We start from the raw sequence: 19,063 nt of genomic DNA, 5'->3' as shown, positions 1-19,063 counted from the left end.
GTCATATGCGTTGCAAAGCCTGCGTAGAGCAAGGAAGTATCAGTTGTGCTTCCTGTGGCGAATCAATGCCTGCAGGTCGAAAGAAGGATTGTGAATCATGTGCCTGGAAAGCCGCTTTTCATCGCCGAGCTAGGGTGTGTAGAGAGCTGTTAGATCAAGCACACACGCGAAACTTATTCGACAAGTTTTGCATATGGCTCAACCAGCATATGGGCGCGCACAAAGCCTTCCTAAAGCTAAAAAGCTATCTCCCATTCTTCAGATTTCTGAAAACCCAAAGCACTGGGATTCCTCCCTATGTCTCTCTACTCGGCCACTTCCAAGCTGACGGCTTGCGTCGGATGCAAACGCCCATGCTCTGGCTAGAAGAGCGTTATGGGGTTGTGGCCGATGACGCGCTACGAGAAGAGCATTCTGAAAAGCGGAGGATTGATGAGTTGATTAATTCGCTGCCTGACGGCACCGCGTCAAAAATGCTGCTGGGCTACCGGTCTTATCTGCTATCAAAGCAAGGTGAAGGCAGCACGACTTTCCGATCAATTCGACTCGCGCTCCGAGCAGCCAAAGGAGTGCTTGAAACTGCATCTGCAACCTTTGATGCAGTTCCAACACAAAAAACTTTCACGAGATATATGACACTGGTGCCGGGCCAAAAAGCGGCGGCGCAGGGATTCGTGAGCTACCTGAATCGAACTCATAATTTGGGTCTCGAATTAACGGTAAGCGATCGGGCTAAGGCGCATGCTAGAACGCAGAGGCTAGAGAACGAGTTGAGCGCGATGATCGCTAGCGGCGGGGATGGGAAGGCATTTGAACGCACCTGGATCAAAATAGCGCTGATGCACTTCCATGGTGTGCGCCGAGTGAACAAAAAGAAATTGGTGTACGTCCCTTTTACAGTGCTTGGTAAAGAGGGCTTCAATGTAAAGCTTGAGACGATTGATTACTGGGTTCCGGGACACTCGGCTACACGATGACGATGATTGGGCTGATAACCAGATCAGCCCATGGGCTCCAAAACGCAAGACCTGGCTCTTCGCAGGGTCACTGCGAAGCGGGGAGCCACAGTGCTGGTCAGTTCACATCCGTGTTTTGAACCGACGATGACATCGGCGCCGGGGTTTGAAACTCCCAAACTGTGCACAAATAGCGCGGAAACGCCAAGATCTCCAACGTTTCGCGGGCTCGGAGAACCACTGATCACAGCTTGAACTTACCTACCAACGTGTTGAACGAGATCGCAAGACGTGACAACTCTTGGCTAGAGGCATTGGTTTGATTCGCGCCTGCGGCGGTCTGAGTTGACAGGTCTTGGATGTTCACCAGGTTTCGATCCACCTCGCGAGCAACTTGAGCCTGTTCTTCGGCAGCGCTGGCGATGACCAAGTTGCGCTCGTTAATCTGGCTGACACCTTCGCTGATGCGCTCCAATGCCAGCCCGGCTTCGGTAGCCAGTGTCTGGGTACTAAGGGCCATTTCCTGACTCTTCATCATCGACTCAACAGCTTCGTCAGCGCCTGCGCGCACCAGCTTGATCATCGTATCGATCTCGCCAGTAGACGCTTGGGTACGGTGAGCCAATGCCCGCACTTCATCTGCGACCACCGCGAAGCCTCGACCCTGCTCACCAGCACGCGCAGCTTCGATAGCCGCGTTAAGCGCCAGCAAATTAGTCTGTTCTGCGATACTGCGAATTACGTCCAACACCTTGGTTATGTCGCGGATCTGACCGGCCAGGGTTTCAACTCGCTGTGTCGAGTGGGTGATGTCCGAGGCCATGGTATTCATGGCGCTGACAGCCTGCTGCACCTGGCGTTGTCCTTTGCTGGCTTCTGCTGCGGTTTCGCTCGAAACTTGGGAAGTGCTGACGGCGTTTCGCGCTACCTCCTCGACCGCGGCGGTCATTTGATTGACGGCAGTTGCAGCTTGCTGGATTTCATCATTTTGGCGAACAAGTCCACGTGTGCTGTCTTCCGTCACTGCAGTCAGTTCTTCTGCTGCTGAGGCGAGTTGGTTGGACGCGTCGGCAATCTGTTGCACTGTTGTCTTGAGGTTGCCTTGCATGTCGGACAGCGGTATGCGTCCGGCCAACCCCCCTTCCTGTCCCCGGCGCCAAAGGCGATGGTGTCCACCTAATTTAAGTGGACACCCTTTCTAGCCTTTTAAGCGGGTCTTTTCATGCAGCCACAACGCCGCTCCTACTCCAAATCCTTCAAGGCCCAGGTCATTCACGAATGTGCCCAGCCCGGAGCCTCGATTGCCAATGTCGCACTGAGCCACCGTCTCAACGCGAACCTCGTCCATAAATGGATTCGAGTGCAAGCGCAGAAAACCACCGCACTGCAACCTGCTTTCATTCCGCTGCCCGTGCCACCAGCCGGAGCAACTTCGCAAGCCGCGGCATCGGCTATCTGTCTGGAAATCCCACACCCGCGTGGCACCGTCAAAGTGAACTGGCCGACCGAGAACGCCGCTGCCTGTGCGACCTTTCTGCGAGACCTGCTGCGATGATTCGCATCGATGCTATCTGGCTCGCCACCGAGCCTATGGACATGCGTGCCGGCACCGAGACTGCATTGGCCCGGGTGATTGACGTGTTCGGTGCGGCGAAGCCGCACTGCGCTTATCTGTTCGCCAATCGCCGCGCCACTCGCATGAAAGTGCTGGTCCATGACGGTGTGGGTGTTTGGCTTGCAGCGCGTCGGCTGCATCAAGGCAAGTTTCATTGGCCGGGCATACGCCATGGCCCGCAAGCCGAACTCGATACTGAACAACTTCAGGCTCTGGTACTGGGTCTGCCGTGGCAGCGGGTCGGTTCAAACGCTGCAATCACGATGCTCTGATACCCGCCATTCACCTATAGGCTGATCGCCGCTGAGTGCCGGCTCTGGCACAATCAGCGGCATGACTTCGCTCCCCGATCTTGACCACCTGACACCCGAACAACTGCGCGCACTGGCCGCGCAGTTAATGCAGCGTGTCGGCACCCTCGATCAAGAGGTGGATACGCTGGGCAAGACAGTCGATACCCTCGGCAAAACGGTCGAGACGATGGGCAAGAAAATCCATCACGACAAAACCCTCATCGAGAAGCTGACCCACGAGATCGCGCAGCTCAAGCGGTTCAAGTACGCCAAGCGCAGCGAGCAGATGCACCCGGAGCAGGCCAGCTTGCTCGATGACTTGATCGACACCGATATCGCGGCGATCGAGGCTGAGCTTCAAACGTTACAACTCGCCCCGGCACCGACCGAGACCAAACAGAAGCCCAAGCGCACTGCATTACCAGCGGAGTTTCCGCGCACGCTGATCCATCACGAACCGGACAACACTCACTGCCCATGCGGCTGCGCACTTAAACGTATCGGCGAAGACGTCAGCGAAAAACTGGACTACACGCCTGGCGTGTTTACCGTCGAGCGCCATGTGCGTGGCAAGTGGGTCTGCGATGACTGCGAAACACTGATCCAGGCACCGGTACCGGCACAGATCATCGACAAAGGCATCCCGGCCGCTGGGTTGTTGGCTCATGTCATGATCGCCAAGTTTGCCGATCATTTGCCCCTTTACCGCCAGGAATCGATTTTTGGCCGTGCCGGCTTGGCGATCCCGCGCTCGACGCTGGCTCAATGGGTGGGGGCCTGCGGTGTGCAATTGCAGCCATTGGTTGATGCACTGCGCGATGTTGTACTCGCACACCCGGTCGTTCATGTCGATGAAACGCCGGTACAAATGCTCATGCCGGGTCTGAATAAAACCCATCGCTCATATGTCTGGGCCTATGCCACCAGCCAGTTCTGCGAAACGGCGGCGGTGGTCTACGACTTCAGCCTCAGCCGCGCCGGAGAGCATGCCCGAAACTTCCTGCAAGACTGGAAAGGCCAACTGGTCTGTGATGATTTCGGTGGCTACAAGGCCAGCTTCGAACTCGGTGTAACCGAGATCGGCTGCATGGCCCATGCCCGGAGAAAGTTCTTCGAGCTGCACGCGACCAACAAGAGCCATATCGCTGAACAAGGCTTGCGCTATATCCAGTTGTTGTACGAAATCGAAAATGAAGTCCGTGACCTGGAGCCGGACTTACGCCGCCGAATACGGCAAGAAAAAGCAGCTCCGGTGATGGCTACGTTACACACCTGGATGATCGCCCAGCGCGACCTTGTGCCCAACGGCTCGGCCATCAGCAAGGCGCTCGATTACAGCCTCAAACGCTGGACGGCGTTGTCGCGTTATCTTGATAACGGGGCTGTGCCCATAGACAACAATTGGTGTGAGAACCAGATCCGGCCATGGGCTCTTGGGCGCAAGAACTGGCTCTTTGCAGGCTCGTTGCGAAGTGGAAAACGGGCGGCAGCCATCATGAGCCTCATCCAGTCGGCGCGACTGAATGGGCATGATCCGTATGCCTACTTGAAGGACGTCCTCACGCGTCTGCCGACGCAGCGGGCGAGTGAAATTGAGGAGTTGCTGCCGCATAGGTGGCAGCCGGTTTAGTTACGCAAGGGGTGATGCCCGGACGCATACTTTCATGATCCAGAACGCAAGCGTTATCTGCGGCAGTTTGTTCATTTAATTCACCTGGAGGATCGCATGGGAAGTTCGATTGGCCGTGATGGCGCCGAAGCTGGCACATGATCACAATCCATATGTTGAAAATTTGTCAGCCATAAATGAAAAATATGCTAACTGGATGCTATTTTCGGAACCACCTAGATACGGGGTCGCGTCGCGGCTTACAGAAGAAAGTTATCCGCCAATGTACTGGGAAAGTTTTGCCTAAATTCTGAGGTTAAAACGAAAATTTTTGACGAAGTTCAGGATGTTGCTTTCGTTGCTAGTCGCTGGAGCACTTCCCGCACACTGACGGGTGTTAACTTAATACCAAGATGCAGATTGGCAAGCACTCCGTAGACGCTGGTGGGCGCCCAGCTATCGAGCCCTTACAATCAAGGCAGCCGCGGACAACCACATCCTGATCGGCAATCATTTGTCTGAGAAGGAGTTCATCAAAAAAACCTCCAGGTGCGTCATATCCAGAGGCCTATGGTCTATTTGCGGACTTGCTGAGGGCTTTGCTCCAGCTCTGATCCTTGCTGTGTTTCCAGTCACGGTCGGCCTTACTGTCAACGTTAAGCGGGTGGTCGAAGTTGCTGCCTGAACTGACCTGGCATTGGCGAAAGCCATCATCCCAGCCAGCAGCGTACTGGCGATCCTGCAAATACGCTGGCACGTTCTTACGAAACTCGCCAACGGTGCCTGTGGCTTGGCGACCGCTGACGCAACCATCATCAAATCCACTGGCGAATACCGGAGGATACCCTTGAGCGAGCAATTGATCTTTGGTGCTCTGGCAGCCGGCGAGCAGCGCTAGCGGTAAGAACAGTGTGAGGACCATCCGGGCTTTGCGGCTTGTAATGCTTATCTGACGATTCATTTGTCTTGTTCTCTGTGCTGCTGGATGTACATTGCCCTTTGTGATGGTTTGTCACACTGATGCCTCGCCTTGAGCGCAGCAGTCAGCGTGACTGTAGGCCAGGCAGTTTCGCCCAGTCCTCCGCGTCCAGCGAACCGATAATACGGGGCGCTTGTTTGCCGTCGACTTGAACGAAAAACGCTTGGGTGTAGGCGCTGTCACGTTGCCCTGCGCGCACACCCATCTTGCGTTCGAAGTGATCGATACAACCGCTGTGGGTGATCAGAACCAGATTTTCCTGTGATTTCTTATGGGCCAGAACGGCATCTTTGAAATTAATGTCGCAGTCCTCCACCCAGCTTTCAGTAGGTACCACTTGGCCCGAGATAAAATCTGCGGTCTGGCGAGTACGAGTTAATGGACTGGCAATTAGGTGGGCCTTCTGCAGGCCCAGATGCTGCAAACCGACACCGACGGCTGCAGCCGCTTGACTGCCATTAAGAGTGATGCCATCAGGACTGCCCAGGCATGGATTGCCAGAACGATCGCAGCGTTCAGCATGCCTGATCATCAACACTACGTTTCCACGTGCCCATTCAGCATAAAGTTTCGACTGGGTGGTAGTGTCAGCCGCGCCCAAATCGGTCACATGAGTGGCGGTCAATAGCCAGGCAAGGACGATCGACAGGGCCAGTAACAAGCCACATAACACTAACCTGCTAAGGAAAGTCCTGTTGAAACGCAGCGTACGCGGCGCTTTACTCGTTGAAACCAACACAGGATATGGTGCGTGAGCCACAGTATCGCTCCGTAACTAGAAAAGGTAAAACCAAGATAACTGTGAGGGCATCAGCACCTCTTAATCGCAAGGTAAGGGGGGAGCTGTGGTTACTTGGTGAATGAAATGTCAAAAAATAGTTGAGGACATTCGTGAACTGAAGGCGCAGTCCTAAACGTTGGCGTTGAATGGGCATCCCACTAACCGACCTTTTCTTGGCATGGCTTTCACGAAAAATTGATCAATCCGCCCCTAGAGTTCGCTTTATCGACGTCCTGCTGACTCCGCCGCACGACGTGCCTCAATCCAGGGAATGTAATTTGATGTTAAAAATAAAGGCCGTTCGATCGGAATTTGTAACCTTAATCGCCAGCGCTTTCTTGCTGCTTGGATTCAATTCTATCCTGTGGCAGCACCTCTTTAAAATCATCGACGGCAATGAATCGAGCTTACTGCTGCTCGTGGCGTTCGGCATTATAATATTTTGCCTGTTCAATATAGCTTTAAGCCTACTCGCCTTTAAAAAAGTATTGAAACCCGTACTCATCATTTTGTTCATGATCAGTGCTGGAGTGGCTTACTTTATGAGCCGCTACGGCGTATTGATAGACACAGGAATGTTGCGTAACTTCGCCGAAACCAATGCTACCGAAGTGTGGGATCTGCTATCTCTTAAGCTGTTTTTATACATTGTGCTGCTGGGTTTAGCGCCGTCGCTGCTGCTATGGTTAACCCCAGTCTACTATCGGCGATGGCATCGGGAGTTAATCAGTAAAGCCGTTATCTGTATTGGCTGTGGCCTGGTGATCGGTGGTGTTGCGCTCTTCAACTATCAAGGATTGTCCTCACTGTTTCGCAACCACCACGAATTACGACTGATGGTAGTACCCAGCAACTATATCGGCGCCTCTGCCAGCTACCTGCGTGAACAGTTTGTCACCGCGCAGAAGCCTTTCAAGAAGATCGGCGAGGATGCCGTTCTGAGCAGCCAATGGGCTCAACGGACTCGTAAATCTCTGACCGTCTTGGTGGTGGGGGAAAGCGCGCGGGCCGAGAACTTTGGCATTTTGGGCTACACCCGCAACACCACACCGCAATTGCAGAAAGAACAAGGGTTAATTGCCTTTACGGATGTCCACTCCTGCGGCACTGAAACGGCAGTCTCAGTGCCCTGCATGTTTTCCAATATGGCCCGCAAGGACTACAACGCCTCTACCGCAAAAACCCAAGAAGGCATGCTGGATATCCTAAAACGCGCAGGCCTGGACGTCGTCTGGCGGGATAATCAGTCCGGCTGTAAGGGAACCTGCGACCGGGTTACTCTGGACGATGTCAGCAACTCAATCGACTCGAAACTCTGTGCAAACAACGAATGTAGAGACGAAATCCTCCTGAAAGGCCTGCAGAACTATATTGATCATCTGGAAAAAGATACCGTGCTGGTGTTACATCAGATGGGCAGTCACGGTCCGGAGTACTTCAAACGTTATCCAAAAGAATTCGAAAAGTTTACTCCGGTTTGTGAAAGTAATGCGCTCGACAACTGCACTAAAGAAAGCATAATCAACGGTTACGACAACACCCTGCTGTATACCGACCATGTATTGGCTAGCCTGATTGATATCTTGCGAGGAAATCAGGATAACGTGGATACCGCCATGATTTATCTGTCCGATCACGGCGAATCATTGGGTGAGTACAATTTGTTCCTCCATGGCACACCCTACATGCTCGCCCCTGATCAGCAGAAGCACGTACCTATGCTGACCTGGTTTTCGGACAACTATAAACAATCATTCAATCTCAGTACCGACTGCCTTGGGAAAAGCGTCAATAAACCCTTGAGCCAGGACAATCTGTTTCATTCGATGCTGGGTTTACTACAGGTAAACACGGTGGTGTACGACCCTGCACTAGATATGTTTTCAGGGTGCAGGACCGCTCTGGATAACAGCATGCTGTCTGAAAAGTGATCCGTCACCACGCGCGCATCTCCTGAACCCTTTTAAAGCTGCGTCTATTACAGGCGCAGTCATCTTTTGTTAACACATTTATGACATTTATCTTGCACAGCCTTTTTTGATGCCGTTCGGCACTTGGAATAATCGCTCTTCGGTACATGGAGCAAAGGGAGCAGCGCATGAAAGTCACAGTCTTCGGCACCGGTTATGTCGGCTTGACCCAGGCCGCCTGTCTAGCGGAGGTGGGCCACACCGTATGCTGCATGGATGTCGACAGCCAACGTATCGATGCGCTGCGCGACGGGATTTGCCCGATTTTCGAACCGGGCCTTGGAGAGTTGCTGCGCAACGGGCTGAACAGCAAGCGATTGCAATTCACCACAGACGAAGTCGAAGCCAGCCGATTTGCAGAGGTCGTATTCATAGCTGTAGGCACACCGCCCCAAGCGGATGGCAAGGCGGACCTGAGTCAGGTGTTCGCGGTGCTTCGCTCCCTGCTGCAGCATGCCAACGGAGCGCGGATCATCATCAACAAGTCCACCTCGCCGGTCGGGACTGTCGACCAGATGTTCGCTGAAATCGCCGCCAGCCCAAGACGGGATGAAGGCTTCGAGGTAATCAGCAACCCTGAGTTTTTCAAGGAGGGCTCAGCCGTCAGTGATTGCCTGCGTCCGGATCGCATTATCATCGGCGGCGCGAGCCAGGCGGCGCTGGAGCGGTTGCGTGAGCTGTACCAACCCTTCAGCCGCAACCGCGAGAAATTTGTAGTCATGGACGCACGCAGCGCGGAACTGACCAAGTACGCGGCCAACTGCCTGCTGGCGACGAAAATTTCGTTCATCAATGAAATGGCCAACTTGGCCGAACGGTTTGATGCCGACATCGAGCAGGTGCGGCTGGGTATCGGCTCCGATCCACGCATTGGCTATGACTTTATCTATCCAGGCTGTGGCTTCGGCGGCTCATGCTTTCCCAAGGACCTTCAGGCACTAATCAGCGCCGCCCACGAGCACGGCATGGAGACGTCTCTGCTCAGCGCCGTGGAAGAGGTAAACCGTCGCCAGAAGCACCGCCTTTTTGAGAAGGTTAGTACGCATTACCAAGATGCAATAAGGGGCAAAGTGTTCGCTGTTTGGGGGCTGGCGTTCAAACCCAATACCGACGATATCCGCGAAGCGTCGAGTCATGCGCTGCTTGAAGCGCTCTGGGAGGCCGGTGCCACCGTCCAGGCCCACGACCCCCAAGCGATGGGGGCAATCAAGTCTCGCTATGGCGAGCGTGATGACCTCAAACTGATGCCCACCAAGGAAGCTGCACTTGAGGGTGCAGATGCATTGGTCGTGGTCACCGAATGGCAAGATTACCGGGTGCTCAATCTGGAGAAGCTCGGGGAGCAGCTTCGGGATCGCGTGGTATTTGACGGTCGCAACTTGTTCGACCCGCTGCAACTGCGTGAAGCCGGGTTTACTTACTACGGCATTGGCCGTGGTCAGGCGGTTCTGCCATGACCGTACTCGTAACAGGAGTAGCCGGATTCATTGGCTTTCACGTGGCCAGACGGCTGTGTGAACAAGGCATTGAGGTGGTCGGTATCGACAACCTCAATGCCTACTACAGCGTCGAACTCAAGCAGGCACGACTGGCGCAGCTTAAGGAACTGCCCAGCTTCACCTTCCACCGTCTGGACATCACTGACGCCAAGGGGCTGTCCACTCTGTTTGAGCGCCATGACTTCGAGCAAGTCATTCACCTGGCCGCTCAGGCCGGTGTGCGCTACTCCCTGGAAGAGCCGGGCGCCTACGCTCAGTCCAACTTGGTCGGCTTCGTTAATATCCTTGAGGCCTGTCGGCATCATCGGCCGGCCCATCTGATCTACGCGTCAAGCAGCTCCGTTTACGGTGCCAATACATGCATGCCGTTCAGGGTCGAGGACGCCGTCGACAGGCCCCTTTCCCTGTATGCCGCGACCAAACGCGCCAATGAGCTGAGCGCATACAGCTATTCCCACCTGTACGGTCTGCGTGCGAGCGGATTGCGATTTTTCACGGTGTATGGCCCGTGGGGTCGCCCGGACATGGCGCTGTTCAAGTTCACCAGGGCCATGCTCGCCGGGGAGCCCGTGGACATTTACAACCATGGCGAGATGGCCCGGGATTTCACCTACATCGACGACATTGTCGAAAGCATTCTGCGCTTGCGCCTGCGCCCACCCGAAGCGGTCGACAGCGAGCCTGCTCACCAAATCTTCAACATCGGCCGGGGCCAGCCGGTGAAGTTGCTGGAGTTCGTCGACTGCCTGGAGGCCGCTCTCGGTCTGCGTGCCGAACGTCGCTATCTGCCCATGCAGGCCGGGGACGTGCCGCAAACCTGGGCAGACGTCACGGCGCTGACGCGCTGGATTGACTTCCAACCGCAGGTGTCGGTCGACACCGGCGTTCAAGCCTTCGTCGACTGGTATCGGGAGCACTACCAGCCCCGGATCTGCCCATCCTCTTCAGCACCGAGACGTTAATGACTGCGCCTATTTTCCTTTCCGTGATAATTCCCGCCAAAAACGAAGCCGGTAATCTGCCCGCACTACTCCAGGAGGTCCGCGCGGCGGTTTCCGAAGAGCGTTACGAGGTGCTGGTGGTGGACGACGGCAGCACCGATGACACCCTGCAAGTGCTGCGCGACTTGAAGAACGGCGGATTCTCGCAGCTGCGGATTCTGCAACACGAGCGGTCACTGGGTCAGAGCACTTCGGTCTACAACGCTGCGCAGGCCGCACAAGGCCAGTGGCTGGCCACGCTGGATGGCGATGGCCAGAACGATCCCGCGGACATCCCCGGCATGTTGGCTCTGGTGCGTGCTCGCCAAGGCGGTTCCGATGCCATCCAGTTGGTTGCCGGGCATCGGGTGAACCGCCGCGATACCGCGAGCAAACGCTGGGCCTCGCGATTTGCCAATGGGTTACGCAGCCGCCTGCTCAAGGACTCGACGCCCGATACCGGTTGCGGCCTGAAACTGATCGAACGTGACGCATTTCTGCGCCTGCCGTATTTCGATCATATGCACCGCTTCATTCCGGCGCTGATCCAGCGCCAGAACGGCCGCATGCTGGTCCACCCAGTCAACCATCGTCATCGTCAGGCCGGCATATCCAAGTACGGCAACCTCGATCGTGCGCTGGTGGGAATTCTTGATCTGTTCGGCGTCTGGTGGCTGATCCGTCGGACACGGCTGAACAGCCAGCCACGGGAGCTGCATCTATGAAGCTAGATAACGAAACGCTCTGGCTGGTGGTGGGCTTTGCGGGGCAGGCCGTGTTTACCGGGCGCTTTGTCCTGCAGTGGCTCTATAGCGAAATACACAAGCGCAGCCTTATCCCGGTTGGCTTCTGGTATCTGAGCATGGCCGGCAGCGCGCTGCTGCTCGCTTACGCCATCTATCGGCAGGACCCGGTCTTCATCGCGGGCCAGTCCTTCGGGTTCGTGGTTTACCTGCGCAATCTTCAATTGATCAGCCAGCAGGCTAAAGCAGTCAAGGAAGAATAACGGTGCTAAACAAGCTCTCACCACGTCTGGAAGGATGGTTGTTGGTCGCGCTCGCCGTTGTGCTGATTGGGGCCGGACTTGGCCTGCGCCAGGCGCAGAACGTGGACGAAGAACGCTTTCTGGGGGTTGCTCTGGAAATGCTCCAGAGCGGCTCCTGGTTCGTACCCCACCGGGCGGCGGAAATCTACGGTGATAAGCCGCCGCTGTTCATGTGGGCCGTAGCATTTTTCATCTGGTTGACGGGCAGCCCGAATATCGCACTTTACCTGCCGGGACTGCTCTCGGGGAGCGTGGCCACCGCGGCGCTTTACGATCTGGGCAGGCGTCTATGGAATCGTCGCATCGGACGCTACGCCGCCCTTCTGTTCCTGGCTACCTATCAGACTTACAGCATCCTCCGTACCGGGCAGATCGATAGCTTTCTGTGTTTGTGGACCGCCCTGGGCTTCTACGGACTTGTTCGCCACTTGCTGCTCGGCCCCGCCTGGCGCTGGTTTTATATCGGCTGCGCGGCCATGGGTCTGGGCATCATCAGTAAAGGAGTTGGTTTTGTCCCGGCGTTGATGCTTATTCCCTATGCCTATGCCGTCCGTAAAGGATGGCACGGTGTGGTCGCGATGCCCGGTCAGGCAGGCCGCTGGGCGCTCGGCCTGTTGGTGGTCTTGCTGGCGTGCGGCCTCTGGCTGGTACCGATGGTTATCTCGGTAGTGCGCGACGGCGGTCCGGAAGGTTTTGCCTATATCCGCGAGATCCTCCTGCATCAGACCGCCAACCGCTACGCGGCCGCCTGGGATCATCGCGAGCCATTCTGGTACTTCTTCGTCAACGTCATCCCTCAATACTGGTTGCCGCTGGTACTGGTGTTGCCGTGGTTGATTCCGGCTTGGCGCCGACAGTTGAGCAAGCACGACGGCAGAGTCCTGGTGCTGCTCGGCTGGGTGGTATTGGTGCTGCTGTTCTTCAGTCTCTCTAGCGGCAAACGCAAGCTCTACATCTACCCGGCCCTGCCAGGTCTGGTGCTGATTGCCGCGCCTCTGCTGCCGTGGCTATTGCGGCGCTGGTTCCATGAACGCGCTTGGGCTCGAAAAGTATTTCCCGCTGTCGTCGTTGGCTGGTTCTGTCTTTGGTTTGCTCGCGGCTTCATCGAGCCTGTCCTGGACGGCGAAAACCCTCACAAGCTTGTGATGGAACAAGCCGCCGAAGTCACCCAGGGGGCCGACCTGGTGCTGGTCAGCTGGCGCGAAGGCCATTGGCTTTTTGCGCGCCAGCCGATTGTGCATTTCGGCTTCGCCGACGCTCTGGCAATCGAGCAGGCCGCCAGCTGGCTGCGCGAGCATCCCGGCACTTTTGCGCTGGTTCCCGATTCGCAACTGGCCAATTGTTTCATCCCGGAAAAAGCCCACCCGCTGGGTCCGACATCCCGGGCCGACTGGTTCGTGGTAGATGCCAGCGCCGATAACGGCAAATGCCGCCCGCAGACGCATGCCGATGTCTATCACTTCAGTTGGAAACAAAATGCGAATTGACCCGGGTTTCAGTCGTCCATCCCGTCAGCCTGTACCTGAGGTCATGATCCCGCAACGCCGGCCGATATCACGCACTCGAGTTCTGATGGGTATCGGGGTGCTGGGTCTATTGGCTCTTGGCAGCGCCGTATCCAACCATTTTCAGATCCATCAACAGCTCTACCAATATGGAAGTATCTGGCTGCATGGCAATCAGGCTCCCGAGGCAAATATCTGGCTGCCGGACTACCGTGTGGTAATCGACGCAAAGCCCATCGACCCGACACTGGATAACCTCTCCGGCATCACCTACGACTACGATAATGATCGACTGCTTGCTGTGACTAACAAGGGGCCGATGCAACTGCTCAGCCTGGACAAAGACGGCAACATCCTTGCGCGCTATCCGTTGATCGGTTTCGATGACACCGAAGGTGTGGCGTATCTGGGCAACGGTCGTATTGCGCTAAGCGACGAAGAACTGCAGCAACTGGACATCATCACGTTGCCCACCGAGGTTAGGCCCATCCAGGTCGAAGAGGCCCAGTACATCGCGCTGATGATCAACCCCACCACAAGCAACAAGGGTTTCGAGGGTGTGACCTACGACCCGGAGGGCGACCGGCTGTTTGCGATCAAAGAGCGTGACCCACGACAATTGTTCGAAGTGTCCGGGGTCTTGCGTTCGATCGATCAGGGCAGGTTGCAGATCAAGGTGACAGACAGGCAGGACTGGGTGACGCAGAGCATAGCCGCCCGTGACTTGTCGGACGGCTACTATGACTCGCGCACAGGGCATTTACTGGTGCTCAGTGACCAGTCGCGGTCCATTACCGAACTGGACAGAGAGGGCCGCTTCGTCAGTGTTCGCTCATTGCTGGGCGACTTCTCAGATCTTCGCCGCAGCGCACCGCAGCCTGAGGGGATGACCATGGATCGCGACGGCAACCTCTACGTAGTCAGCGAACCCAATCTGTTTTACAAGTTCTCTAAAGCTCCGAAACAGGCCCCAAAATAACCCGAGATGAAATCCCAAATCCCTAAGCTGCCAGCATCCTGCTGTCACTTGGACGCAACGGGCGGTATCCACTTCAACAGGTTTTCCTTGAATCCGTAACTGGCGTTCTGGTAGTAGCTGATCGTCCGGGCCACCAAAGGATCGGCAGTGCTGGACTTTGACTCCAAGCTTTCACCCAGTGCCTGATCATGGCGTCTCAGGCCCTGACGTGGACTGAGAATTGCCAGATCCTTGCCATCGAACATGCCCAGATGCTGGTAGTTGCCAACCAGGACCCGGGGTGGCAATTGGTTTTCCTGTAACAGATTGCGGCCGAAAAATGTGGACTGATAATCAAGGTTCAGCAACCCCAGCAATGTCGGCGCCAGATCAATCTGACTGGCCAAATCCGCAGACTCACGGGCATCGATCATCTTCGGTGCGTAGATGAAAAGCGGGATCTGGTAATTCTCAATGGGCAAATCCTCTCTGCCAGCGCTGCCCGCCGTGTGGTCCGCGACAAATACGAAAATAGTGTTGTCGAACCAGGGTTTGGTTCTGGCCTTCTCTAGAAACTTGCCGATGGCGTAATCGGTGTACTTCACTGCGCCGTCACGGCCATTGCCGGATTTAATATCAATTCGGCCTTCGGGATAGGTGTAAGGACGATGATTAGAGGTGGTCATCAACTGCAGAAGAAACGGCTGTTTTTTTGCAAAGTCATTGTCGGCCAGATTCATGGCCTGATTGTAAAGATCCTCGTCTGCCATACCCCAGGCATTCTTGAAGTGAATCTGTGACTCATCAACGCTGGTCTGATCTACGACTCGATAGCCATTGCCGCTGAAAAAAGCGTTCATGTTGTCAAAATAACCGCGACCGCCATAGACAAATACAGCGTCGTACCCAACAGCAGCTAACTGCTGCCCCAGGCTGGCAAAACCACTTTCGCGGCCTACTCGCTTGACGATTGAGCGTCCCGGAGTTGGCGGCATCGACAGGGTAATAGCTTCAAGGCCTCGGTCAGTACGGGTACCGGTGGCATAGAAATTATTGAAATACAGGCTCTGTTTTCGCAGCTCATCCAAATACGGAGTAAGCCCGCGCGTATCGCCGTTGCTGCCCAGATATTTAGCGCTCAGGCTTTCTATAGTGACCAGCACGATATTGGGTGTGCGCACCGCGCCGGGGCTGGTGATAGCGCGTCGAATATCCAGCGGATCGGTGCCGGTAAATTGAGCATTGGGTTCATTCAGCTCGGCGCGCATAAGCTGTGCCGATTCCGCTTTAGGCAAGGTGCTGTAGAACTGCTGGTAATCCAGCTCATTGTTTCTGAAGGCTGCGAAGAACTGGTAAGGACCGTTGCTGGCCAGTTCATGTTGGTAAGCATTGCCTCCCTGACCCCGGGGGGTTTGCTGGTCCACCAGTTGCAGACTGATTCCCGCCATGACCAACAGCGCAGCGATTGTCGCTAGCCGTTGACGCCATGAAGGCAGTCCTGCCTGCAGCGCCGATTTGACCGGTTTGAACAGGGCAATACTCAGGACAAGGGCAATCACAGCCAGGGCGCTTAACAACTTGCCGACCGGGTAAGATTCAAGAATGTTGTTCAACACTTCATCGGAATAGACCAGATAGTCCACGGCGATAAAATTGAAACGCACGCCAAATTCGTCCCAGAACAACCACTCGGCAATAGCCACGAAGAGCATGACGAACAGACTGACCGTCATGATCCCCTGCAACAGCCAGCGATGGCCTCGGGTGCGCCAGAGTGCGGGCGGACAAACCAGCAAATAGATGCCCAACGGCAAAATCGCATAAACCAGAAATGCCAGGTCATAAAGCAGGCCAATGGCGAATACAGACAGGCTTGCGCTGCCCGCTTCGTCCAGATGAGTCAGCCATAAAACACAACGGGTGGTCAAAAATACAACAAGCCAGCTTGTACAAAGAAGATACAGATACCGCAGGGGCGCGGATGAGAGAACTCTCATTATGGTCAATTCCTTTTGCTCGGTAAGAACCGAGTACTCCAAAGGCCTCGCTCAACTCATTGAGCGGACAGATTTTTTACGCGAACGCCTTACCCACCGTAGTTCACGATATGGAGATCAGCCATTTTTATATTTTGCGCAACACGTAAACGCGCCACATGGCATAGAGCGGAATAAAATCTGACTTGCTCTCGATTTCAAACCCGGCCTGTTCGAACTCTGCCTCAGCCACGGCGCGTGGTATGACAAATCTGTTCTGGTAGTCGCCCTGCTTGCCTTGAGCCTTTCGACGCTCCTCGTGACGATGGCGCCTCCAGGACTTGAAGTTGCCATCGACCCACATCGACAGGATCACTGTCTCACGGGTAACGCGGTGGAATTCTCGCAACATCGTCAAGCGATGGGCAGGCTCACCAATGTGGTGAATCAGGCGCATGCTGAAAATACAGTCGACGGCGTTATCCGGAAGATCAATGTCAAAGGCAGAGGTATGCAATGGCTTTACCCGACTGACGACGTTCGGGGACTGATGATCAATGGCGGTCTTGATCATGTCGGGCGAGTTATCCGCACTAATAATAATTCGATTGGGCTTTTCAGCCAGCAAAGGCCAAAAACGACCAGCACCACAGGGTAAATCCAGTACCAGCCCAGGATCGCCGGCCTTCTGCAGTGCGTCCCGTGCCATCTGTTCATCCCGGTAATGGGACAACTTGCGGGACACACCATCCTGGTGTTTCAGGAAATACTGTTTGGCGTGGTCTTCGTCGTACTTTTCGGAAAACTTGAGTTTTACAGGGTTGCTCATGGGGGATCTCCAATAGCTAGACCCACAGGCTAAGCATTACGGTGTCAGGGAGAGGTGAATGAGTTGTCAAAATGATGTAGAGGCCGTTGCTCACCTTTTTACGGCGAGCGGCCTGATATCCAGAACATGGGCCTGGCCTGACCCGGAAGCACCGACAATAGACAGCCGGCTAACTATTTGATACACGGAGTCGATGCGCTGGATTGTGAGCGTTTTAACAACGATTTCACCTCAAATTGAACTTTGTTCAGGTAACGTCATAATCTCGGCCAGCTTGGTCGGAATCTTTTGGCGATGACTGTTAGGGAGGTGTCGAGTGGAATCGGGAAAAACGAGATTTTTTGCCTGGAACCTGGGTTTGCCACTGGTAATCGGTCTGGCAATTTTTATGATTTTTGATCTCACCCCACTGGACGAAGTGATCAGCAACTGGCTGTACTATCCCGAATCCACGTTTCCATTTGCCCATGATCGCTTCTTCGAAAACCTCACTCACCGCTGGCCACGTGTTATCCCAGACTGGACCGGCGAAGCCGCGCTCATCGGCTCTGTACTCTCGTTCGTCTGGCCACTGATCAAGCCTGAGCGTGATGGGGGGTTGATACGCAGGCTGGAAGTGTTGCGTATCGCCCCGCTACTACGTTTCACTTCCCTACATCGGCGTGATTTTCTGTTCGTCGTTGTTGCCTTTGCAATCACGACCGGCATGATTCACTTTTTCAAGAGCCACACCAGTATCTACTGTCCAGTAGAAACCACGCTTTACGGCGGCATCCAGGAAAAGAAGGAATGGTTTGAGAACTTCAACCTGTTCCATGAAGCAGGTGCCGGCCGTTGCTGGCCCGGAGGGCATGCCTCTGGCGGCTTTACCATGCTCGCCCTGTACTTTGTGGCACGCCGTTATCGATGGCGGTATGCGAAAGCGACCCTGTATGCAGCGCTGGTACTGGGAGTGATTTACGGCACCACACGGATTTTTCAGGGCTGGCACTTCATGTCGCACACATTTTGGGCGGGGGTCATTGTCTGGCTCAGCACCCTGCTTACCGCGCTGGCCTTTTATGGGTGGCGACAATTGGCGCAACCTGTGTTCTGGAAGATCGCGAAGACCAAGCTATTGGGCGACAATGCGAGCGAGAATGTTTAGTCTCCATTGAAAGATGTGTCATGAGAATGGATCACTTGAGCAGACCCCGCGCGCATCCATTTCAAGTCGCCCTTGAGTCTCTAGGCTACCTAGCAGCGACTTGCAGTTATAAGAAAAGGATCACGTAATGCGTATTCTTGTTATAGAAGACCATAAAAATATTCTCGCTAACATTACCGAGTACTTCACGCTCAAAGGCTGTGAAGTGACTGGAGCCCTCGATGGGCTGAGCGGATTGCATCATGCGGTCACCGGTAATTACGACGCCATTATTCTGGACCTTATGTTGCCAGGCATGGATGGCATGCTTGTATGCAAAAACCTGCGAGAAAACACGAAGCATCAAACACCGATTCTAATGCTAACAGCACGTGATGAGTTGAGCGATCGCATATCAGGATTTAATGTTGGTGCCGATGACTACATCGTCAAACCTTTCGCACTTTCCGAGCTGCTTGCCCGGGTCGAAGCGGTTGCGCGGCGTTTCAGGGGCGTCAAAAAGCGCGTGCTGCAGATCCATGACTTGACCTACGATCTGGACTCCCTTGAAGTCAGTCGGGCCGGCTCATTGCTCAAACTTAACCCGACCAACATGGTTTTTCTTGAGTTGTTGATGCGCAGAAGTCCTGCTGTGGTGAAGCGCAAAGAGTTTGAACAGGCCATTTGGGGCGACAGCACCCCGGACTCCGATAGTTTGCGGACCAATATTTACCTGCTGCGCAAAATTATCGATAAGTCGTTTGATATTCCCTTGCTGCATACTGTTCACGGTATGGGATATAAGCTGCAAGGCCCTAGGGATGGTCTGAAGTAGCCATGTATTTCCCCGGCATACCACCTAGCGCAACTTTTAAACTCGCCAAATGATCAAAAAACAATCAATTCGACGAGTATTTCTTACGTTTTCGCCACCCGGACCCC

17 protein-coding genes and 1 pseudogene are annotated in these 19,063 nt (G+C 54.8%); 13 read left to right on the top strand and 5 right to left on the bottom strand.

Annotated features, from left to right (window positions below; genetic code table 11):
* The first annotated feature begins 209 nt into the window (after window positions 1-209).
* Window positions 210-977: a hypothetical protein gene (locus FIV39_RS06725; RefSeq protein WP_051422193.1), complete on the top strand. Its 768-nt coding sequence runs from the start codon at window positions 210-212 to the stop codon at window positions 975-977.
* 223 nt (window positions 978-1,200) lie between these two features.
* Here FIV39_RS06725 and FIV39_RS06720 read toward each other — a convergent pair.
* Window positions 1,201-2,073: pseudogene (locus FIV39_RS06720) on the bottom strand (methyl-accepting chemotaxis protein); the annotation flags it as partial.
* Window positions 2,074-2,178: 105 nt separating this feature from the next.
* Here FIV39_RS06720 and tnpA point away from each other — a divergent pair.
* From tnpA to tnpC, 3 genes are all read left to right on the top strand, one after another.
* Window positions 2,179-2,511 (top strand): IS66-like element accessory protein TnpA, encoded by a 333-nt coding sequence (tnpA, locus tag FIV39_RS06715; RefSeq protein WP_033901902.1) that lies wholly within the window; start codon window positions 2,179-2,181, stop codon window positions 2,509-2,511.
* Window positions 2,508-2,843: an IS66 family insertion sequence element accessory protein TnpB gene (gene tnpB / locus FIV39_RS33280; RefSeq protein ID WP_033901901.1), complete on the top strand. Its 336-nt coding sequence runs from the start codon at window positions 2,508-2,510 to the stop codon at window positions 2,841-2,843. Before tnpA ends, tnpB begins: the two co-directional genes overlap by 4 nt.
* Before the next feature lie 61 nt (window positions 2,844-2,904).
* Complete coding sequence (gene tnpC, locus FIV39_RS06705; RefSeq protein ID WP_033901900.1) at window positions 2,905-4,494, top strand: IS66 family transposase; 1,590 nt, start codon at window positions 2,905-2,907, stop codon at window positions 4,492-4,494.
* Between the two features lie 547 nt (window positions 4,495-5,041).
* On the opposite strand, the gene FIV39_RS06700 is transcribed toward tnpC, so the two are convergent.
* Both FIV39_RS06700 and pmrG read right to left on the bottom strand, forming a co-directional pair.
* Window positions 5,042-5,395 (bottom strand): hypothetical protein, encoded by a 354-nt coding sequence (locus FIV39_RS06700; protein WP_033897480.1) that lies wholly within the window; start codon window positions 5,393-5,395, stop codon window positions 5,042-5,044.
* 121 nt (window positions 5,396-5,516) lie between these two features.
* On the bottom strand, window positions 5,517-6,212 hold the full coding sequence (gene pmrG, locus FIV39_RS06695; protein ID WP_241495485.1) for a lipopolysaccharide core heptose(II)-phosphate phosphatase PmrG: 696 nt from the start codon (window positions 6,210-6,212) through the stop codon (window positions 5,517-5,519).
* Between the two features lie 302 nt (window positions 6,213-6,514).
* On the opposite strand from pmrG, the gene FIV39_RS06690 reads away from it, so the two are divergent.
* The 7 genes from FIV39_RS06690 to FIV39_RS06660 all read left to right on the top strand — a co-directional run bounded on the left by FIV39_RS06690 (window position 6,515) and on the right by FIV39_RS06660 (window position 14,211).
* Window positions 6,515-8,164 carry a phosphoethanolamine transferase gene (locus FIV39_RS06690; protein ID WP_033897482.1) on the top strand — a complete coding sequence of 550 codons (1,650 nt, stop codon included), beginning with the start codon at window positions 6,515-6,517 and terminating at the stop codon, window positions 8,162-8,164.
* 167 nt (window positions 8,165-8,331) lie between these two features.
* Window positions 8,332-9,660, top strand: a complete 1,329-nt coding sequence (locus FIV39_RS06685; protein WP_033897483.1) for a UDP-glucose dehydrogenase family protein — start codon at window positions 8,332-8,334, stop codon at window positions 9,658-9,660.
* Window positions 9,657-10,664 (top strand): NAD-dependent epimerase, encoded by a 1,008-nt coding sequence (locus tag FIV39_RS06680; protein WP_033897485.1) that lies wholly within the window; start codon window positions 9,657-9,659, stop codon window positions 10,662-10,664. Before FIV39_RS06685 ends, FIV39_RS06680 begins: the two co-directional genes overlap by 4 nt.
* Window positions 10,664-11,407: a glycosyltransferase family 2 protein gene (locus FIV39_RS06675; protein WP_033897486.1), complete on the top strand. Its 744-nt coding sequence runs from the start codon at window positions 10,664-10,666 to the stop codon at window positions 11,405-11,407. Before FIV39_RS06680 ends, FIV39_RS06675 begins: the two co-directional genes overlap by 1 nt.
* The gene (locus FIV39_RS06670; protein ID WP_033897487.1) at window positions 11,404-11,688 is read left to right on the top strand and encodes a lipid-A-disaccharide synthase N-terminal domain-containing protein; all 285 of its coding nucleotides are present in this window, start codon (window positions 11,404-11,406) and stop codon (window positions 11,686-11,688) included. The genes FIV39_RS06675 and FIV39_RS06670 overlap by 4 nt, the downstream gene beginning before the upstream one ends.
* Entirely contained in the window at window positions 11,685-13,214 is a 1,530-nt protein-coding gene (locus tag FIV39_RS06665) for an ArnT family glycosyltransferase (protein WP_033897488.1), read from the top strand. Before FIV39_RS06670 ends, FIV39_RS06665 begins: the two co-directional genes overlap by 4 nt.
* A gap of 85 nt (window positions 13,215-13,299) precedes the next feature.
* Complete coding sequence (locus FIV39_RS06660) at window positions 13,300-14,211, top strand: SdiA-regulated domain-containing protein (RefSeq protein WP_033897489.1); 912 nt, start codon at window positions 13,300-13,302, stop codon at window positions 14,209-14,211.
* Between the two features lie 44 nt (window positions 14,212-14,255).
* Here the strand turns inward: FIV39_RS06660 and FIV39_RS06655 are convergent, their stop codons facing one another.
* Complete coding sequence (locus FIV39_RS06655) at window positions 14,256-16,187, bottom strand: LTA synthase family protein (protein WP_033897490.1); 1,932 nt, start codon at window positions 16,185-16,187, stop codon at window positions 14,256-14,258.
* Window positions 16,188-16,314: 127 nt separating this feature from the next.
* A complete protein-coding gene (locus tag FIV39_RS06650; protein ID WP_033897491.1) occupies window positions 16,315-16,995 on the bottom strand; it encodes a class I SAM-dependent methyltransferase in 681 nt (226 codons plus the stop codon).
* Window positions 16,996-17,383: 388 nt separating this feature from the next.
* On the opposite strand from FIV39_RS06650, the gene FIV39_RS06645 reads away from it, so the two are divergent.
* A complete protein-coding gene (locus tag FIV39_RS06645) occupies window positions 17,384-18,142 on the top strand; it encodes a phosphatase PAP2 family protein (protein ID WP_390620692.1) in 759 nt (252 codons plus the stop codon).
* 127 nt (window positions 18,143-18,269) lie between these two features.
* Complete coding sequence (locus FIV39_RS06640; protein ID WP_090401490.1) at window positions 18,270-18,956, top strand: response regulator transcription factor; 687 nt, start codon at window positions 18,270-18,272, stop codon at window positions 18,954-18,956.
* Window positions 18,957-19,063 lie beyond the last annotated feature (107 nt).

This window comes from Pseudomonas grimontii, from assembly GCF_007858185.1.
In the GTDB taxonomy this organism is placed as follows: domain Bacteria; phylum Pseudomonadota; class Gammaproteobacteria; order Pseudomonadales; family Pseudomonadaceae; genus Aquipseudomonas; species Aquipseudomonas grimontii.
The sequence above is the reverse complement of the archived record's forward strand: the minus strand, read 5'-3'. Positions and strand labels throughout refer to the sequence as shown.

Coding starts and splice junctions, on each gene's coding strand:
- FIV39_RS06680 (WP_033897485.1), top strand. CDS start 9,657: ATGACCGTACTCGTAACAGGAGTAGCCGGATTCATTGGCTTTCACGTG.
- tnpA (WP_033901902.1), top strand. CDS start 2,179: ATGCAGCCACAACGCCGCTCCTACTCCAAATCCTTCAAGGCCCAGGTC.
- FIV39_RS06690 (WP_033897482.1), top strand. CDS start 6,515: ATGTTAAAAATAAAGGCCGTTCGATCGGAATTTGTAACCTTAATCGCC.
- FIV39_RS06645 (WP_390620692.1), top strand. CDS start 17,384: ATGATTTTTGATCTCACCCCACTGGACGAAGTGATCAGCAACTGGCTG.
- FIV39_RS06700 (WP_033897480.1), bottom strand. CDS start 5,395: ATGGTCCTCACACTGTTCTTACCGCTAGCGCTGCTCGCCGGCTGCCAG.
- FIV39_RS06725 (WP_051422193.1), top strand. CDS start 210: ATGGGCGCGCACAAAGCCTTCCTAAAGCTAAAAAGCTATCTCCCATTC.
- FIV39_RS06640 (WP_090401490.1), top strand. CDS start 18,270: ATGCGTATTCTTGTTATAGAAGACCATAAAAATATTCTCGCTAACATT.
- tnpB (WP_033901901.1), top strand. CDS start 2,508: ATGATTCGCATCGATGCTATCTGGCTCGCCACCGAGCCTATGGACATG.
- FIV39_RS06660 (WP_033897489.1), top strand. CDS start 13,300: ATGGGTATCGGGGTGCTGGGTCTATTGGCTCTTGGCAGCGCCGTATCC.
- tnpC (WP_033901900.1), top strand. CDS start 2,905: ATGACTTCGCTCCCCGATCTTGACCACCTGACACCCGAACAACTGCGC.
- FIV39_RS06685 (WP_033897483.1), top strand. CDS start 8,332: ATGAAAGTCACAGTCTTCGGCACCGGTTATGTCGGCTTGACCCAGGCC.
- FIV39_RS06650 (WP_033897491.1), bottom strand. CDS start 16,995: ATGAGCAACCCTGTAAAACTCAAGTTTTCCGAAAAGTACGACGAAGAC.
- FIV39_RS06655 (WP_033897490.1), bottom strand. CDS start 16,187: ATGAGAGTTCTCTCATCCGCGCCCCTGCGGTATCTGTATCTTCTTTGT.
- FIV39_RS06670 (WP_033897487.1), top strand. CDS start 11,404: ATGAAGCTAGATAACGAAACGCTCTGGCTGGTGGTGGGCTTTGCGGGG.
- FIV39_RS06675 (WP_033897486.1), top strand. CDS start 10,664: ATGACTGCGCCTATTTTCCTTTCCGTGATAATTCCCGCCAAAAACGAA.